At 69.2% G+C, this 17,329-nt stretch carries 14 protein-coding genes; 7 read left to right on the top strand and 7 right to left on the bottom strand.

The window, feature by feature from the left end; genetic code table 11:
- Positions 1-8 precede the first annotated feature (8 nt).
- The 3 genes from DEU38_RS19605 (at position 9) to DEU38_RS19595 (ending at position 6,850) form a co-directional block, all read left to right on the top strand.
- Positions 9-4,181, top strand: a complete 4,173-nt coding sequence (locus tag DEU38_RS19605) for a TIGR02680 family protein (RefSeq protein WP_114723071.1) — start codon at positions 9-11, stop codon at positions 4,179-4,181.
- 390 nt (positions 4,182-4,571) lie between these two features.
- Positions 4,572-5,402, top strand: a complete 831-nt coding sequence (locus DEU38_RS19600) for a glycoside hydrolase family 19 protein (protein ID WP_258558022.1) — start codon at positions 4,572-4,574, stop codon at positions 5,400-5,402.
- A gap of 191 nt (positions 5,403-5,593) precedes the next feature.
- Complete coding sequence (locus DEU38_RS19595; protein ID WP_114723069.1) at positions 5,594-6,850, top strand: Nramp family divalent metal transporter; 1,257 nt, start codon at positions 5,594-5,596, stop codon at positions 6,848-6,850.
- A 12-nt stretch (positions 6,851-6,862) separates the two neighbouring features.
- On the opposite strand, the gene DEU38_RS19590 is transcribed toward DEU38_RS19595, so the two are convergent.
- Positions 6,863-7,831: an antibiotic biosynthesis monooxygenase gene (locus DEU38_RS19590; RefSeq protein WP_114723068.1), complete on the bottom strand. Its 969-nt coding sequence runs from the start codon at positions 7,829-7,831 to the stop codon at positions 6,863-6,865.
- A gap of 12 nt (positions 7,832-7,843) precedes the next feature.
- Positions 7,844-8,410, bottom strand: coding sequence for a nucleoside deaminase (locus DEU38_RS19585; protein WP_114723067.1), 567 nt, complete (start codon positions 8,408-8,410; stop codon positions 7,844-7,846).
- A 211-nt stretch (positions 8,411-8,621) separates the two neighbouring features.
- On the opposite strand from DEU38_RS19585, the gene DEU38_RS19580 reads away from it, so the two are divergent.
- On the top strand, positions 8,622-9,899 hold the full coding sequence (locus DEU38_RS19580; protein WP_114723066.1) for an ATP-binding protein: 1,278 nt from the start codon (positions 8,622-8,624) through the stop codon (positions 9,897-9,899).
- A 6-nt stretch (positions 9,900-9,905) separates the two neighbouring features.
- Here DEU38_RS19580 and mshC read toward each other — a convergent pair whose 3' ends face one another.
- A complete protein-coding gene (gene mshC / locus DEU38_RS19575; RefSeq protein ID WP_114723065.1) occupies positions 9,906-11,147 on the bottom strand; it encodes a cysteine--1-D-myo-inosityl 2-amino-2-deoxy-alpha-D-glucopyranoside ligase in 1,242 nt (413 codons plus the stop codon).
- A 98-nt stretch (positions 11,148-11,245) separates the two neighbouring features.
- Here mshC and DEU38_RS19570 point away from each other — a divergent pair, with 98 nt between their 5' ends.
- A complete protein-coding gene (locus DEU38_RS19570; protein WP_181818859.1) occupies positions 11,246-11,875 on the top strand; it encodes a TetR/AcrR family transcriptional regulator in 630 nt (209 codons plus the stop codon).
- A gap of 5 nt (positions 11,876-11,880) precedes the next feature.
- Positions 11,881-13,044: a hemerythrin domain-containing protein gene (locus tag DEU38_RS19565; RefSeq protein ID WP_114723063.1), complete on the top strand. Its 1,164-nt coding sequence runs from the start codon at positions 11,881-11,883 to the stop codon at positions 13,042-13,044.
- Between the two features lie 40 nt (positions 13,045-13,084).
- On the opposite strand, the gene DEU38_RS19560 is transcribed toward DEU38_RS19565, so the two are convergent.
- The 4 genes from DEU38_RS19560 to DEU38_RS19545 are packed head-to-tail and all read right to left on the bottom strand — an operon-like array spanning position 13,085 to position 16,131.
- A complete protein-coding gene (locus tag DEU38_RS19560; protein ID WP_114723062.1) occupies positions 13,085-13,906 on the bottom strand; it encodes an SCO1664 family protein in 822 nt (273 codons plus the stop codon).
- Positions 13,907-13,911: 5 nt separating this feature from the next.
- Complete coding sequence (locus DEU38_RS19555; RefSeq protein WP_114723061.1) at positions 13,912-14,505, bottom strand: DUF3090 domain-containing protein; 594 nt, start codon at positions 14,503-14,505, stop codon at positions 13,912-13,914.
- Between the two features lie 39 nt (positions 14,506-14,544).
- Entirely contained in the window at positions 14,545-15,249 is a 705-nt protein-coding gene (locus DEU38_RS19550) for a histidine phosphatase family protein (protein WP_114723060.1), read from the bottom strand.
- A 36-nt stretch (positions 15,250-15,285) separates the two neighbouring features.
- Positions 15,286-16,131, bottom strand: coding sequence for an undecaprenyl-diphosphate phosphatase (locus DEU38_RS19545; RefSeq protein WP_181818866.1), 846 nt, complete (start codon positions 16,129-16,131; stop codon positions 15,286-15,288).
- Positions 16,132-16,348: 217 nt separating this feature from the next.
- On the opposite strand from DEU38_RS19545, the gene DEU38_RS19540 reads away from it, so the two are divergent.
- The gene (locus DEU38_RS19540; RefSeq protein ID WP_114723059.1) at positions 16,349-17,284 is read left to right on the top strand and encodes an aldo/keto reductase; all 936 of its coding nucleotides are present in this window, start codon (positions 16,349-16,351) and stop codon (positions 17,282-17,284) included.
- Positions 17,285-17,329: the final 45 nt, after the last annotated feature.

The following is a 17,329-nucleotide window of genomic DNA, read 5'->3' as shown; positions in this document are numbered from 1 at the left end:
TCTTTCGCATGGCACACGCGCGCTTCAAGCCGACCCGCGCCGGGATCGTCAACCTGTGGGACTACCGCGACCAGGAGTTCTCGTTCGCGGACGGGCGTCTCGTCCTGCGTGGACCCAACGGTTCGGGCAAGACCAAGGCGCTCGAGGTGCTGTTCCCGTTCGTCTTCGACGGCCGCATCGAGCCGCGCCGCCTGAACCCGTTCGCGGGTGAGGAACGCACGATGAAGTCGAACCTGCTGTATCGAGGCCAGGATTCGGCGCATTCGTACGTGTGGATGGAGTTCGCGCGCGGCTCGCAGGACGACCCGGAGGCCGTCACGGTCGGAATCGGAATGCGCGCGAGCCGCCAGAACGACAAGGTCACCCGCTGGTACTTCGTCGCGGAAGGCCGCGTCGGCGTCGACTTCTCCCTCCTCGGTAGCGACGACCGGCCGCTGACCAAGAAGCAGCTCGCGGAGCAGCTCGGCAGCGACGCCATCACCGACCGTCCTGTCGACTACCGGGCCGCCATCGACGCCCGGCTGTTCGGGCTGGGCACCGAACGCTACGACCAGCTCATCAACCTCATCCTGACCCTGCGCCGCCCGCAGCTGGCCAAGAACCTCGACCCGAAGGGGCTGTCGCAGGCACTCACCGACGGCCTGCGCCCCCTCGACGAGCAGCTGGTGCTCGAGGCGGCGCGTTCCTTCAGCGACATGGAGGAGGTGAGCCGCGCGCTCGAGGGTCTCGCCGCCGCCGACCAGGCCGCGCACAGCTTCGTGACGGTGTACTCGAAGTACCTGAGCCAGCAGGCCCGTACCGACGTCGAACAGGTCTCCCGGCGCATCGAGTCGGTGGAACGAGCGAAGACCGTGCTGGACGAGGCCGTCGCACTGCAGACGTCCCGGCAGGAGGAGCGGCTGCTCGCCGAGGGTCGGTTCACCGCCGCCGAGCGCGCCCTCGAACAGGGCCGCGCCGACCTCGAGACGCTGCAGCGGTCCGGGGCCTACGAGGGCAAGCAGCAGCTCGACGACCTGGCTGCCGCCGTCGCACAGCTCAAGTTGTCCACCGAGCAGCAGGCCGACAAGGCACGCCGGGCGCAGGCGACGCTCGAGCAGCGCACGGACGAGGCCACGCGGGCATCGGATTCGGTGAAGCGGGCGACTGCCGAGCTGGTGCGCGCCGAGGAGCAGCTGGCCGAGGCCGCCGAGCAGGCCGGCATCGTCTGGAGCCCGCTGCCCGACGGGGCGCGGTCCGACCAGATCACTACCGCGGTCCGTGGACACGCCGAGGAACGCGACGGCGACGTCCGCGCGGTCCGGGCGGCGCTCGCCACGGTCGACAAGGCCGGCACCGAACGAGCGCGGGCCGATCGCGCCGCCGACAAGGGCCGCGAACTGCTCGAGGCGGCGCAGGCCGCGGTCGCCGAGGCCGAGGCCACGGTCGCGTTGGCGCGGGCCGATTGCGCCGCCGCGCTGCGGGCCTGGTGGACCGAGCACTCGGCGGAGTACGCCTCGATCGGGGTGACCGCCGACGTGTTCTCCGCACTGGACACCGCGCTGTCGCTGGCCGGCGAGGACGACTCCCCCAGCCTCACCACGGTGCTGCACGAGCGGACGCAGTCCGCCCTCGACGACCAGCGCGCGCGGCGGCGGCACGCCGTGTCCCAGCAGGCCGCGGCCACCGAACGGATCGCCGCGCTGCGCGCCGACCGCGATCGCGTCGCGGCCGAGAAGGACGATGCCCCTGCGCGATTCGCGTTCCGTACCGGCGATCGGAGCGAGCTGTCCGGGGCCCCGCTGTGGCGGCTGGTGCGCTTCGCGGACGGCGTCGAGCCCGCGGTGGCCGCGGGCGTCGAATCCGCGCTGGCCGCCGCGAACCTGCTCGACGGCTGGGTGTCGGCCGGAGACGGTGCGCAGCCGGACGCCGAATCCGAGCAGTTCCTGATGCCACTGCCCGAGGCCCTGCGGCCGCAGGGCCCGACCCTGGCCGACGTCCTCGAGGTGGAACCCGATGCCGGGGTCCCGGAGGCGGTGGTGCAGGCGATCATCGAGTCCATCGCGCTCGACACCGCCGGCGCCGCGAGCGCCGGCGCCGTCGGAGTAGGGGTGGACGGCCGGTTCTGGCAGGGCGTGCAACGCGGCCGCCACGTCAAGGCCGACGCCGAGTACATCGGCACGACCGCACGGAAGCGGCGCCGGGCACAGCGGATCGAGGAGATCGCACAGGAGATCACCGAAACCGAGGCACGGCGCGACACCGCCCACGCCGAGGAGTCCGAGACGACCGCGCTGCTCGACCGGATCTCGACCGCCGGAAAGTCGCTTCCCCGCACGTCCGGCGTCCTCGCCGCGATCAAGAAGCTCACCGAAGCCGCCGGCGCGCTCCGCAGCCGGTCCGAGTCCACCGCGAGCGCCGGCGACGAACTCGATCACGCGATCGCGGACCATACCGCCAAGGACAAGGAGCTCCGCGCGGTCGCCGTCGCACATCGCATGTCGCACCAGGCGCGCGACATCGACGCCGTGGCGGCCTCGATCCGGCACTTCGAGAGTCGGGGCGAGCAGCTGCTGCGCTGCCGTCGCGAGCAGGAGAAGGAGCTCGAACTCCACCGGGAGGCCGTCTACCGGCTCGAGGAGGCCCGCGGTAACACCGAGGAGTTCGTCGAGGAGGCTGCAGTCGCGGAGGAAAACTACGCGCAGCAGATCTCCCGTCTCGAGACGCTCCGGGAAGCCCTGGGCTCGAGTGCCGAGCAGATCGATGCCGACCTCGAGCAGGTTCGCGCCCGAATCGAGGTCTGCAAGACCGAGCAGCGATCCGCACGCAAGGCCTACGACGCGGCCGTCGAGCAGATCGGCAAGGCCGAGGGCGCCCACAGCGCCGCGATCGAGGCGCTGCGCAGCGCGCTGACCGAGACGCGCACCGATGTCGACCGCCTCGCACCCTATGCGCGACGCGATCTACTCGATCTTCTCGGCGTCGAGGGCTCGCACTCGTGGCCCCAGAGCAGCGCCGCGTGGCTCACAGCCGACCAGCTGGTGTACCGGATCGCGACGGAGGGCGACGTGGAATCGCCGATCCTGCCGCCCGAGGTGGACGCGCTGTACCGCGCGATGGATGCGGCGACCGCCTCGGTGAAGACCAGCGAGAACGCCAAGAAGGCCACCCGCTCGGCGCTCACCGCGGCGCTGCAGGACTTCGACGCCCAGCTCGCGGCGGCCGGACAGGACTATCGCCTGCAGTGGGACGCACCGGACGGTCTGACGGTGGTCCGCGTGCAGGACGACCAGGGCTACTCGTCGATCGGCGAGTTCGCGACCCGGATCGCCGCGGCCCGCCAGGACCAGGAGGTACTGCTCACGGACTCCGAGCGCCGCATCCTCGAGGACGCTCTGCTCACCGGACTGGCACAGCAGATCCACGAGCGCACCGCCGACGCCCGCGACCTGATCGCCCAGATGGGCGCGGAGATGCGCGAGCGGCGCATGTCGTCGGGCAGCACGATCGGCGTGCACTGGGTCCTTGCCGACAACCTCGACGACAGCTCGCGAGCCGTGTCCAAGCTCCTCGACCGGGCCCCGTCGGCCCTGAGTGCCGACGAACTGGCGACCGTCCGGGCGCACTTCGCAGCTCAGGTGCGGATCGCCCGCGCCGCCCATCCCGAGCGGTCGTACCCGGAGATCCTCGCCTCCGCGCTCGACTACCGACGGTGGCGGGTGTTCTCCTTCACACTGATCGGCAGCGACGGCAGCGAGGACCGCCTCACCGTCGCCCGGCACAGCGCACTGTCCGGCGGTGAACAGTCGGTGTCGCTGCACCTGCCGCTGTTCGCCGCGGCACACGTGATGCTCTCGTCGGCCGATCCGCACTCACCGCGCCTGCTCGGCCTGGACGAGGCGTTCGCCGGTGTCGACGACAACGGCCGCAGCGAACTGCTGGGGCTGAGCGTCCAGTTCGACCTGGACCTGTTCATGACCGGATACGACCTGTGGATCACCTACGGCGGTGTGCCGGGGTGCGCACACTACGACCTGGCGCACTCGACCGCCGAGCAGAGCGTCAGCGCCGCGCTGCTGGTGTGGTCCGGCGGCGAACTGCTGGCCGAGCACGACGGCAGCGATCTGGCCCGGGCACTGGGGTCACCGATGCGGCGACGCGTCCCGGCCACCGCGGAGGGCGGCCTCGAATTCGCCGAGGTCTAGTCGGGCGAATGCGGCTCACCGGGCGGGGAGAAGACGAATCCGACCGGTGGCCGTCATCGTCGAATGAACCCTTTACCAGCGAATTATCGGCATGTCCCGAACCGACACGCCGATCGTTTTGTGATCTGCGCCACAATCCGAGCCCAGAGTGACCCTTGCCTCTATGGCTTGAACATTCCGTGTAATGGCCTGTTATCTGGTTGTGACATTGCCGTGACCACCGAGTGATCTTCGGTCTCGATCTCGTAGACCATTGCCGATTCTACCGGTGCTCACGCCCGACGTGGCTGCCCCGTTGCAGCCCCAAGCCGGAGCAGAGCCTTGCACACCTCCCCTGAATGCACTTCTGAAAGCACGCCCGACCAGACGACGTCCACCCCGCGTAGCCTTATGTCACGAGTCCGCATCGCCGGTCTCGCCACCGCGACCGTCGCCGGACTGTGTGTCGGCAACCTCGCGATCGGACCCATCGCATCCAGCTCAGCAGAGACCCTGCCGACACCGGCCGCAGCGGTGCAGTTCCTCGACACGACCAACCTGCGGAAGGCGCTCGACCTTCCCGAATCGACCTCCGCGGCGGCCCCCGTCGCCCAGGCCCGTGTCATGCCGACCCTCGGGTCGGCCGATCCGGCCGCGCCGCCTGCACCGGCGGCCGCGCCGGTCGCCCCCCCGGTCGCACCGGCGGCACCCAGCCCCGCATCGGTCACCCTCGACGAGCTCGTGAGCATCGTTCCGCAGGTGGCGCCCGACCAGCTCGCACAGTACGTCGCGCCGCTCAACGAGGCGCTCGCCAAGGCTGGGATCGACACCCCCGTCCGCAAGGCCGCCTTCATTGCCCAGCTCGTCGTCGAGTCCGACTCCTTCCGTACGTTCGAGGAGTACGCCTCGGGCCGCGCCTACGAGGGCCGTGCAGACCTGGGCAACTTCGCGCCCGGCGACGGCGAGCGGTACAAGGGTCGCGGCGCGATCCAGGTGACCGGCCGGCACAACTACCAGAGCGTCAGCGACTACCTCGGCATCGACTTCGTCGCACACCCCGAGCTGATGGCAACGCCGGAGAACGCGTTCGAGACCGCCGCGTGGTACTGGCAGTCCCGCAACCTCAACGCCACGGCGGACACCGCCGGCATCGAGCAGGTCTCGCGGGTCGTCAACGGCGGAACCCACGGCCTGCCGCAGCGCATCGACAGTTTCATGCGGGGACTCGCCGTCCTCCACTGACCCACCCCTGAACGAAGCCCTCTTCCGACTACGGACGGGGGCTTCGTTCGTTCCGTGAGCAGGCGCTCCGCCCCTGGGTGCGTAACACCCTCGCTTGAAAGTTCGGTCAACCGAACTCTATAGTGCGTATACGCGAACCGACGTGGTCGGTGCTCGCGGAATGCCCCGGAGAATTCAGCGAGCGGAGTCCAGTGAGCACCGAGACCGACGCACCCGCCGCACGGCGACGCAAGGGCGGCAGTCTCCGCTCCGCCGCCCTGCTCGGGCCGGCATTCGTCGCCGCCATCGCCTACGTCGACCCCGGCAACGTCGCGGCGAACCTCACCGCGGGCGCGAAGTACGGCTACCTGCTGATCTGGGTGCTGGTCCTAGCGAACGCCATGGCCGTGCTGATCCAGTACCTGTCGGCCAAGCTGGGCCTGGTGACCGGACGGTCGCTGCCCGAGATGCTGGGCCAGCGCCTCCGCAAGGGCAACCGCCGGGCCTTCTGGCTGCAGGCCGAGGTGATGGCGGCGGCCACCGACCTCGCCGAGGTCATCGGCGGCGCCATCGCCCTTCATCTCCTGTTCGGCCTGCCCCTGTTCGTCGGCGGTCTCGTCACCGGCGTGGTCTCGATGGTCATCCTGTCCATCCAGTCCCGCCGTGGACAACGCACGTTCGAATTCGTGGTCATGGGCCTGCTCGCGATCATCACAATCGGGTTCCTCACGGGCCTCGCGTTCACCGATGTCTCGGGCAAGGAAGCCGTCGCCGGACTCGTCCCCCGATTCGAGGGCGCCGAGACCGTCCTCCTCGCGGCGAGCATGCTCGGTGCGACGGTCATGCCGCACGCCATCTACCTGCACTCCGCGCTGGCCCGAGATCGCCACGGCGCAGCCGGACACGGGCCCCGTCTGCGTCGACTGCTGCGTGTGACCCGCTGGGATGTCTCCGGCGCCCTCATCATCGCGGGCGGCGTCAACATCGGCATGCTGCTGCTCGCCGCGTCCGCCCTGCGTGGCGTCCCCGACACCGACAGCATCGAGGGTGCTCACGCCGCGATCCAGGCGGCGCTGGGCCCCGGTGTCGCGGTGGTGTTCGCGATCGGACTGCTCGCCTCCGGTCTCGCCTCGACCTCGGTGGGGTGCGCCGCCGGATCCGAGATCATGCACGGACTGCTGCACGTGCGGATCCCCGTCCTCACCCGCCGGGTCGTGACGCTCATCCCCGCACTGATCGTGCTCGGGATCGGGGTCGATCCCACGTACGCACTCGTCATCAGTCAAGTCGTGCTGAGCCTGTGCATCCCGTTCGCGCTGGTGCCTCTGGTGCGGATGACGTCGGATCCCGAACTCATGGGGCCCGAACGCAACGCGTCGGCGACGACCGCACTCGCCTGGGTGTCCGCGGGTCTGATCATCGCCCTCAACGTGGCCCTGCTGTGGCTCACCGTCACCGGATCCGGCTAGGCCGCGGGCCGCTCACGGCAGCGTCCACACCACCGTGGTCAGGAGCCAGAACACCGCGGCCGCAAGGGTGAGGAAAGCCACCGACAACACGAGGCCGAGAGTGTCGACCCGCCGGTCGGTGTGGTCGCCGGGTTCGAGCCAGAAGTGCAGCGCGCGCGTGACGATCGGCATCACGACCCACGTGAGCAGGCCCACCGACGCGATGTTGCCGATCAGCAGGCTCAACCACAGCGGCGCCGCGGGCCACACCTCGTCGATCGTGATCGTCAGCACCACGACCAGCGGATAGAGACCGACGAGCACCGACGTCGCCGTCTTCCAGGACGGCACGGGCGCGACTGCGCCACCGGGAGACGGGAACCACGACCCATACGGGTTCGGAATGGATCGCAGGCTGAAGTCCCGGAACTCTCGCCCCTCCGCGAGCAGCGCGGCCCGCTCCGGCGACCCGAGCCAACGGTCCAGGTCGGTCTGCGAGTCGAACGTGAACAGGATCGTCCATTCGTCCTGGACACCCGGGATCGGCGCATGCAGTTCGGAGCCCCGGAACCCCGGGAAGCGCTTCTCGGCCTCGGTGATTCGCCGCTGCCACGACAGGAACTCCTGCTCTCGACCGGGCACCGGCGGATGTGCCACGACGACGGTCACCGTCTCCCGAGCCTCGTCGTCGACGAGCACGTGTTGGGTGGGCTCCCGCTCGAACAGCGGGCCGGCGCGGGAGACGAGGTCGCGGCGGTGTTCGCTGCGCAGCCAACGTTGCAGATTGGCCACCGAGTCGAACCGGTAGACGACCGACCACTCGTGCCCACCGTCCGCGGGCCGGGTGATCTCCGTCCCGAGGAATCCGTCGAATCCTGCTGCCGCCGTGTCGACTTCGTGCTGCCAGCGCCGAAAGTCCGGCTCGCGGCCGGACCGGAGCACGTGGGTGACCACCACGGTCGCCGGGGCGCGACGTGGCGATCCGGCATCCGAGGCGACCATCGCGGTGACGGCTCAGTAGGGGTGCTTGTCGGACTTCTCGGACCACACCGCGTACGCGGCCGCCCCCAGATCCTGACGCACCTGTTCCATCTTGATGGATCGCTCCCCGTACGGACGGGTGAAATCGTCGTACTGGAACGCATCGTCGAACCCGATGGCGGTGGTCGCGGCCAGGTCGCTCGCGAAGTACATCGCGTCCAGGCGAGACCAGTAGATCGCGCTCATGCACATCGGGCACGGAGCGCCGCTGGTGTAGATCTCCATCCCCATCAGCATCCGAGCGCGCTCGGGAACGCGATCCGGTGAGCCCTCGGGGCGCGGAACCAGTTTCAGCGTCGACTGGTCGAGATGCTCGGCCGCGATGCTCGGGGCCTCGGCATTGAGCACCAGGACCGCCTTGCGGATCGCCTCGATCTCCCCGTGCGCGGTGACGTCACCGGTCAACAGCACCCGGTTCTGACCGCGCGCCACGATCTCACCGTCCCGGGAGATCACCGCGCCGAAGGGGCCACCCCAGTTGTTCGTCACCGACTCGATCGCGAGCCGGCATGCCTCGTTCATGAGTTCGTCTGGTGTCATGGCCGTTTCGCCTCCGGAGCGTCGCAGTGCCCCTTCCCACAATTTACCGAGCCGGTGAGCCTCACCATACGACTTCGGCGCCGATCAGGGACGCGACCTGCCCAAATGCGCCGTTCCCGGCACCGCCTCGCGACCGCCGACAACCTGACACCGCAGCGCTCCGGGTGTGTACTGGGTACACCCGCTGCCGATCGAGCCGAGGTGAGCGCAGATGCCGGTGTGGCGATTGCGAGACTTCCAGAACGACGACCTGGATCAGGCGATTCAGGTATGGGACCAGAGCCGGTCCCCCGGGTCCCCCGAGCCCGTCTTCACTCTCGCCGAGGTGATGGCGGCCGCACGTGCCGGTCAACCCGCCGTGGTGGCCGCCGTCGGCGACGAACTCGTCGGCATGGCTGTCGCGCAGGTCCACGGCGAACGCGCGTGGATCCTGCTGGTCGCGCTCGGATCCCGCTGGCGCAACCGCGGCATCGGCAGCGCGCTGCTCGCCAACCTGGAACGTCGGCTGCGCAGCGCCGGCGCCCATCGGATCTCGGCGGTCCTTCCGGAGGCCGCGACCGGGTCCGCCGCGTTCGAACACTCCGGGTACCTCCGCCGCGACGGACTGGTCTACTACGAACTGCTCGAGCCCCTCGGCCCGGACAAGACTCTGCTGAGCGAACTGGGTGGCCGGGTGATGCCGAACGGGTTGTGGCAGACGATGTCCGGAATGGAGGACGTCAAGGCGGTCATCGAGCGGCGGATCGTCTCGCCGCTCGAAAACCCGGACCTTGCAGACCAGTACGGCGTCCAGCCGCCGAAGGCGGTCATCCTCTTCGGCCCGCCCGGTACCGGAAAGACCAGCTTCGCCAAGGCCATCGCGTCCCGGCTGGACTGGCCGTTCGTGGAACTGTTCCCCTCCCGCCTGGCCGCGACGTCCGAGGGCGGCCTGGCGGCGTCGCTACGCGAGGTGTTCGCCGACCTCGCCGAACTCGACGAGGTCGTGGTGTTCATCGACGAGGTCGAGGAGATCGCCAGTGCCCGAACCGGACTCGCCACCAGCCCGGCACACGGCGTCACCAACGAACTCCTCAAGCTGATCCCGGCATTCCGGGAAGCGGAGCATCGGTTGATGGTGTGCGCGACCAACTCGGTCCATTCACTGGACTCCGCGTTCCTGCGTCCCGGCCGATTCGACTACGTCATCCCCGTCGGACCGCCCGACGCGCCCGCACGCCGCGCCGTGTGGCAGCGCTACCTGGGCGCGTCAGCTGTCCACGTGGACCTCGACCGACTGGTCGAGGCCAGCGAACTGTTCACCCCCGCCGACATCGAGTTCGCCTCCCGGAAGGGCTCGCAGGCCGCGTTCGAACGCGAGGTGTCCGAACGCTCGGGCCGGCCGGCGACCACCGAGGACTACCTCGCGGCGATCGCCGACACCCGACCGACACTGACCACCGAGATCCTCACCGAGTTCGAGGAGGACCGGGAACGATTCACGCGGCTGTGACCGCGCTCAGCGCAGGTCGACGCCCAGCAGCGCGTCGACCGCCGCCCCGAGTGCGGCCGGCGCGGACTCGTCCGGTCCACCGTGGTCGAGTGCCCGGCGGGCCCAACCGTCGATCGCATCGAGCGCCTTGGGCGTGTCCAGGTCGTCCGCGAGATGCTGCCGTACCCGGGCGATCGTGTCCTCCGCCGAGGGTGCGGACTCGACCACCGCGGCCTTGCGCCACAACTCCAGCCGGGCCTGCGCATCGGCGAGCACCTGGTCCGTCCACGCCCGGTCGGTCCGGTAGTGGCCTGACAGCAGGCCGAGCCGGATCGCGGCCGGATCGACACCCTCACCGCGCAGCTTCGAGACGAACACCAGGTTGCCGCGACTCTTCGACATCTTCTCGCCGTCGAGCCCGATCATGCCCGTGTGCACATAGTGGCGCGCGAAACGCTCCGTGCCCGTGGCGGATTCCGCGTGGGCCGCCGAGAACTCGTGGTGCGGGAAGATCAGGTCGCTGCCGCCGCCCTGAACGTCGAAACCGGACCCGATGCGGTTCAGCGCAATTGCGGCACACTCGATGTGCCAGCCCGGACGGCCGGGACCGAACGGCGACGGCCACGACGGCTCGCCCGGACGCTGCGCGCGCCACACGAGGGCGTCCAGCGGATCCTGCTTGCCCGGGCGGTCGGGGTCGCCGCCACGCTCGGCGAAGAAATGATCCATCGTGGCGCGGTCGTAGCCGGACTCGTAGCCGAACTGCGCGGTGGCGTCCGCCCGGAAGTACACGTCGGGGTACTCGGGGTCGTCGACGATGTACGCCGCACCGGATGCGACGAACTTCTCGACCAACTCCACGACCTCGTTGATCGATTCCACCGCGCCGATGTAGTCCCGCGGCGGGAGCACCCGCAGCGCCTCCATGTCCTCACGGAACAGCGCGGTCTCCCGCATGCCGAGCACGATCCAGTCCTCGCCGTCGCGTGCGGCTCGCTCGAACAGCGGGTCGTCGACGTCGGTGACGTTCTGGACGTAGTGCACGTCGTGACCGGCGTCCCGCCAGATCCGGTTCACCAGGTCGAACGTCAGATACGTCGCGGCGTGCCCGAGGTGGGTCGCGTCGTACGGCGTGATGCCGCACACGTACATCTTCGCCACCTGGCCGGGAGTGACCGGCCGGACTTGCCGGTCCGCGGTGTCGTAGAGCCGGAGGGCCGGCCCCTGACCGGGCACGGACGGGACAGCGGTATCGGACCAAGACTGCATGGGCACGAGCCTAGTGGACCGGTGTTTCCGTACTCGCAGCCGCCGCAGATCGCTGGAACGCTGTTGTAATGAATATATGCATGTCCTACGATGGGAGTGTGACCAGGACAAATCCCCGGCGCTACGACTCCCCGTTACGTCAGGAGATGGCCGGGCAAACCCGCGATGCCGTGCTCGCGGCGGCGACACGACTGTTCGTCCAGCGCGGGTGGTCCGGTACGTCGATGCGCGACGTGGCGGCCGAGGCGGGGTGCGCGATCGAGACTGTGTACAGCAGCGTCGGCAACAAACGCGCACTGCTGAAGGTCGCGCTCGACATCGCCGTGGTTGGTGACGACGATCCGGTGCCGCTGCTCGACCGCGCCGAGTTCCGCGCGATCGGCCAGGGCGGTCTCGCCGAGCGTGCCGCGGCGACCGGCCGATTCACGGCCTGGATCTTCCGACGGACCGCGCATCTCGACCGTGTTCTGGCTCATGGGGCGTCCAACGACGCCGAACTCGCCGAACTCCTCGCGAAGAACCACGCCGACCACCGTGACTCGGTGGCGGCCATGGCCACCGCGTTGGCTCGTAGACCTGTGACAGCGACCGAGATCGACGGGCTGACCGCGGTGCTGAGCAACGAGGTCTACCTCCGGCTCACGGAGGGGTCCGGATGGTCCGACCAGCAATACGAAACCTGGGTGGCCGAGACCGTCGTCCGGCTGCTCGACCTTCCTGAGGAGTAACCACCATGAACGCCGGAACAGACCTCGAAGGACCGGCTGACACCCGTGTCATGGGAATCGTGCACTCCGCTCTCCGGCGTGATCTGGCCCGAGCGCGGGACACGCTCACGAGCTGGCCTGCGCCCTTCGATGCGCAACGTATCGCGATCGCGGACCACCTCCTGTGGATGATGAAATTCCTCCATCACCACCACGAATCGGAGGACAACCACCTGTACCCGCTCGTCCGGCTGCGCAACCGGAACGCGTGCCCCCTGCTCGACGAGATGAACGCCGACCACCAGTCCATCGTCCCGGCGATGGAGCGCGTGGAGGAAGTGGCCGGCGCATACCGTGATTCGGCGGAGGCAAAGGATGCCACAGTTGCAGCGCTCGACCGGCTGAGCAAGCTGTTGCTGCCGCACCTCGAGCGTGAGGAGCGTCAGATGATGCCGATCGTGTCGGCGACGATCACCGAGGCCGAGTGGCGGAAGTGGGACGAGGAATTCAACATCAAGCCGCTCGGTCCGATCGAGTTGTTCGACGAGGGGTTGTTCATCGTGGACGACGCCGAGCCGGACGACCGGCGGGCCATCGTGCAGCTCGTGCCGGCGATCCCGCGCTGGCTGATGCTCCACGTGATGATCAAGCGCTACCGGCGGGCGGCGTTCCGACGGTGGCGGTCGGCGGAGTTCTCCCCCCTGAAGTCACCACTCGGCGGCCGCCACGAGGTGACGACCTCGGCGTCCCCGGAGGCGGTCTGGAACGTGCTCGCCGACGTGACCCGAGTCCGCGAGTGGAGTCACGAGTGCCACACCGCACGGTGGCTCGACGGGGCTTCGGCCGCATCGGTCGGCGCGCGGTTCCGGGGCAGCAGTAAGGCCGGATTCGTGCGATGGAGCCGAACGTGCACCGTCACCGAACTCGACGCTCCCCGCCAGATGGTGTGGGTGACAGACGGCGGAATCTACGGCGACAACACCGAATGGCGGTTCGTGCTCGAGCCGACGGATTCGGGAACCCGGATCGTGCAGTCCTATCGAATCCTCAACCTGCCGACCTGGTTCGACCGGACGATTTCGCTGACGGTGCCCGCCCACCACGATCGCAGGGACGCACTACAAGGTGACCTGGTTCGGCTGGCACGACTGGCCGATCGGGAGGACGCGTCGCGAATCGGCCCAAACTGACCGTCGGATACCGCTGGAACCGTCGGAACCCCTGGAACGACTAGAACGCGGGCCAGGGAATGGGCCGGGATCCGACGGGATGCGGCATCACCGGTGCCGCGACCAGCGCCCACGCACGGTCGCGGAGAGCATCGACCTCACGGGCCGTGATGTGCCGGGCGAGAACGGCCGGGAACTCCTCGCCCTCGAGCCGCTCCGCGAACCCGGCCACGTCGGCCATCAGGTCGTCCCCGATCGGCGAGCCCGCCCAGCCCCACAGCACCGTGCGGAGCTTGTTCTCCTCGTGCAGGCAGATGCCGTGGTCGACGCCGTACACCGACCCGTCGACCCCCTCGAGTGCATGCCCGCCCTTGCGGTCGGCGTTGTTGAGCAGGATGTCGAGGACCGCCATCCGCTGCAGCCGGGGATCGTCGGCGTGGATCAACGCCACCTCGGTGCCCTGGACGTCGAGGGCGCGCAGCACCTCGAAGAAGCCGGGCGGCACCTCCTCGGGAGGGCAGATGTCCACCAGATCGAGCTGCCCGCCCGACTCGGGGTGACGGTCCGGGGTCTCGACCCACTGCTGCACCATGCCGGGGCCGAACGGACCGTCGCGCAGGATCGTGCGGGGAATCACGCCCCAGCCCAGCTCCTCCGAGATCAGATACGACGCGACCTCGCGGCCCGCGAGGGTGCCGTCCGGGAAGTCCCACAGTGGGCGTTCGCCCCGGATCGGCTTGTACACGCAGCGCACCGACCGGCCGTTCGTGGACGCCTCACACACCAGCGTCGCGTTACTCGCGTGGACGATCCGACCGACCAGCGTCAGTTCACCGTCCGCGAGCAGTTCGCGGGCCGCGGGATCCGACGGGTCGATCGACACCGCAGTCAGAGCTCTTCTCCGAACTCGACGGACGAATCGAATCCCGCGATCCGCCGGTATCCGTTGGTGCGAATGCAGACGTGGCCGTCCGCGGTGAGCGGCTCGCCGCACAGCGGGCACGGGGCACGACCCGCCGCGACCACGCGCTCGGACCGCAACGCGAACTCGCGCGCCTGGATCGGGGTGAGGAACACCCGCACGGCGTCGGGGCCCTCCTCCGCATCATCGAGGACGACCGATTCGTCGAACTCCGTCTCGCTTACCGCGAGCAGTTCGACGACGACGGACTCCGCCTCGGCGTCCCATCCGAGGCCCATCGTGCCGACCCGGAACTCGACGTCCAGCGGTGTCAGCAGTGGGCTGAGGTCACCGAGTTCGCCCGCCTCGGGCGGCACTGCGGTGCCGAACCGCCGGTGGACCTCCTCGAGCAGGAGACCCATCCGATCGGCGAGCACCTGGACCTGCTGCTTCTCGAGCAGCACGCTCACCACCCGCGCGTCGTGCACGGCCTGGAGATAGAACGACCGGTCGCCGGGTTCGCCGACCGTCCCCGCAACAAATCGATCAGGGGTGCGAAAGACATGTATCGCGCGTGGCATTGCACCTCCTCGAATTCTGCGTACCGCTTCATTATCCGCCTACTGTCCCGGCGGCCGATCATTGCCGACCTCACCGCCGGGCACCGACTCCTGCGCGTCGTGTTTCCCGTCGCCGGCGCCGTTCAGGGCGGCGAGGTCGCTCCCGGTGTCGTTCATCCGCAGGACGAATGGTCGGGTCGCCGTGTACCGCACGACGCTGATCGACGCCGGCTCGGTCACGATGCGCTGGAATCCGTCGAGGTGGCTGCCCACCGCGTCGGCGAGCACCGACTTGATCACGTCGCCGTGGCTGCAGGCGATCCACACGACGTCCCTGCCGTGTTCCTCGGCCAGGCGCCGGTCGTGTTCCCGCACCGCGGCCACCGCACGGGCCTGGACCTGCGCCAACCCCTCACCGTCGGGAAAGACAGCGGCCGACGCGTGCTGCTGGACCACCCGCCACAGGGGTTCCTCGACCAGGTCATTCAGACTCCGGCCGGTCCACTGTCCGTAATCCACCTCGGCCAGTCGCTCGTCGGTCCGCGGCGTCAGCCCCCGGTCGATCGCGAGCGGGGCGACGGTCTGCTCGCACCGCAGCAGCGGCGACTGCACGATCTCCGCGATCGCGACACCCGACAGCCGGTCGATGAGCCCCTTGGCCTGCTCGACTCCGACGTCGTCGAGCGCGACGCCCAGCGAACGACCGGCGAGGGTGCGCGAGGTGTTCGCCGTCGAACGTCCGTGTCGGAGCAGGATCACCGTCATGGGCTACAGCCTAATGGCGTCCCGCTCCGAGACCGGTCACGTCGCCGAGACCACGCCGGTCGCGAGCAGCGCCAACACAGCGACACCGAGGATGATGCGGTACCCGACGAACCAGTACATCGAGTGATTCACGACGAAGCGGAGCAGCCAGGCGATCGAGGCGTAACCGATGGCGAACGCGATCAGCGTGGCCACCAACAGCTGCGGTCCGGACGCGATCAGTCCCTCACCGGCCGGTTCGAATGCGTCGGGGAGACTGAACAATCCGGAGGCGACCACCGCGGGGATCGCGAGCAGGAACGAGTAGCGGGCGGCGGCCTCGCGGGTGAGGCCGAGGAACAGGCCGGCGCTGATGGTGCCGCCCGAGCGGGAGACGCCGGGGATCAACGCGAGTGCCTGCGCGGAACCCATGATGATGCCGTCCCGGGCACGCAGGTCCTCGATCGGCCGGGTCTTGCGCCCGTAGTACTCGGCCGCCGCGATCACGAGCGCGAAGACGATCAGCATCGTCGCGATCAGCCACAAATTCCTTGCGCCGGTGCGGATCTGGTCCTTGAACAGGAAGCCGAGCACACCGACGGGAATGGTGCCGATGATGACGTACCAGCCCATGCGGTAGTCGAGGTCCCCGCGGTGCTCTGCATGGAACAGTCCGCGGAACCAGGCCGCCACGATGCGGCCGATGTCCCGGGCGAAGTACAACAGCACCGCGGCCTCGGTGCCGAGCTGTGTCACCGCGGTGAACGACGCACCGGCGTCGGTGCCGAAGAAGATCTCCGAGACGATCCGCAGATGGCCCGAAGACGAGATCGGCAGGAACTCCGTGAGCCCCTGCACCGCGCCGAGAACGATCGCCTGGAGCCAGGTCATGGCCTCCCCGATCACGCGAGGGACCCCGGGCCACTCGCGTCGAGTGAGGTACGGCGGATCAGGTTGCGGGCATCCGTATTACACGCGTGTGGTCCAAGTTTCACCGGACAGACGGTACCCGGCGTGGCTGTACTCGGCGCGCCGTGCGCGCTACTAGTGTTCTTCACCGGCGGGCGTTGTCCTGCCGGTGAAGTCAGCTGAAACATCCGGTGTCGAAACGTGGGCGGTTATGGAATACAGAGCGGTGGGAACGAGCGGTCTGCGCGTGTCGAGGCTCGGGCTGGGGACCCTGCACTGGGGTCGGGATACCGACGGGGACGAAGCTGCGGCACAGCTGTCCGCCTTCGTCGATGCCGGTGGCACCCTCGTCGACACCTCCCCCGCCTACGGCGACGGCAAGGCCCAGCGCCTGCTCGCGGAACTGCTCGACGACGTGGTGCCCCGCGAGTACCTGATCCTCGGCGGCAGCGCCGGAATCAATCCGTACGCGCACAACGGGCAGCGCGTGGACTGTTCCCGCCGCGGTCTGCTCGCGCAGCTGGATTCGACACTGCGCGAACTCGGCACCGACCACCTCGACATGTGGCAGGTGGCGACCTGGGATCCGCTGACCCCGGTGGACGAGGTCGCGTCGGCCCTCGACCAGGCGGTCAGCAGCGGCCGCGTCCGATACACGGGGGCCCGCGGCTACCTGGGCTGGCAGCTCGCGACCGCGGCGGGCTATCGCGGGCCGGGACGACTGGTCGCGACCCAGGCCGAGTACTCGCTCCTCGCCCGCGGTGTCGAGGAAGAGCTTCTTCCCGCCGCGGCGCACCACGGAATCGGCGTGTTCGCCGCGGTGCCGCTCGCGGGGGGCGTCCTCACCGGCAAGTACCGGGACGGGATCCCGGCCGATTCGCGCGGCGCGGACGAGCAGCATGCCGCGGAGGTTCGCAGCTACCTCACGGAGTCGTCGGTCCGGGTGGTCGACGCGGTCCTCACCGCGGCCGACGGTCTGGGCACGTCACCGCTCGCGGTGGCCCTCGCGTGGGCGCGGGACCGGCCCGGTGTCGCGAGCGCGGTCGTCGGCGCACGAGATCTTGCCCAGCTCACCGGCGTGCTGTCCGCCGAGGAGCTCGAATTGCCGGCGGCGATCGCGTCGGCGCTCGACGACGTCAGCGCCTGATCGGTCGAGCGTCCAACTTTCGATTGATTCAGGGTGATTAGTAAC

Origin of the sequence: Rhodococcus sp. AG1013, from assembly GCF_003350365.1 — a bacterium.
Lineage (GTDB): Bacteria > Actinomycetota > Actinomycetes > Mycobacteriales > Mycobacteriaceae > Prescottella.
The sequence above is the reverse complement of the archived record's forward strand: the minus strand, read 5'-3'. Positions and strand labels throughout refer to the sequence as shown.

Bases quoted from the DNA above. Each gene is read 5' to 3' on its own strand.
- DEU38_RS19590 (WP_114723068.1), bottom strand. From the start codon at position 7,831: ATGGTCGCCTCGGATGCCGGATCGCCACGTCGCGCCCCGGCGACCGTG.
- DEU38_RS19580 (WP_114723066.1), top strand. From the start codon at position 8,622: ATGCCGGTGTGGCGATTGCGAGACTTCCAGAACGACGACCTGGATCAG.
- DEU38_RS19605 (WP_114723071.1), top strand. From the start codon at position 9: ATGGCACACGCGCGCTTCAAGCCGACCCGCGCCGGGATCGTCAACCTG.
- mshC (WP_114723065.1), bottom strand. From the start codon at position 11,147: ATGCAGTCTTGGTCCGATACCGCTGTCCCGTCCGTGCCCGGTCAGGGG.
- DEU38_RS19550 (WP_114723060.1), bottom strand. From the start codon at position 15,249: ATGACGGTGATCCTGCTCCGACACGGACGTTCGACGGCGAACACCTCG.
- DEU38_RS19585 (WP_114723067.1), bottom strand. From the start codon at position 8,410: ATGACACCAGACGAACTCATGAACGAGGCATGCCGGCTCGCGATCGAG.
- DEU38_RS19565 (WP_114723063.1), top strand. From the start codon at position 11,881: ATGAACGCCGGAACAGACCTCGAAGGACCGGCTGACACCCGTGTCATG.
- DEU38_RS19555 (WP_114723061.1), bottom strand. From the start codon at position 14,505: ATGCCACGCGCGATACATGTCTTTCGCACCCCTGATCGATTTGTTGCG.
- DEU38_RS19540 (WP_114723059.1), top strand. From the start codon at position 16,349: ATGGAATACAGAGCGGTGGGAACGAGCGGTCTGCGCGTGTCGAGGCTC.
- DEU38_RS19600 (WP_258558022.1), top strand. From the start codon at position 4,572: ATGTCACGAGTCCGCATCGCCGGTCTCGCCACCGCGACCGTCGCCGGA.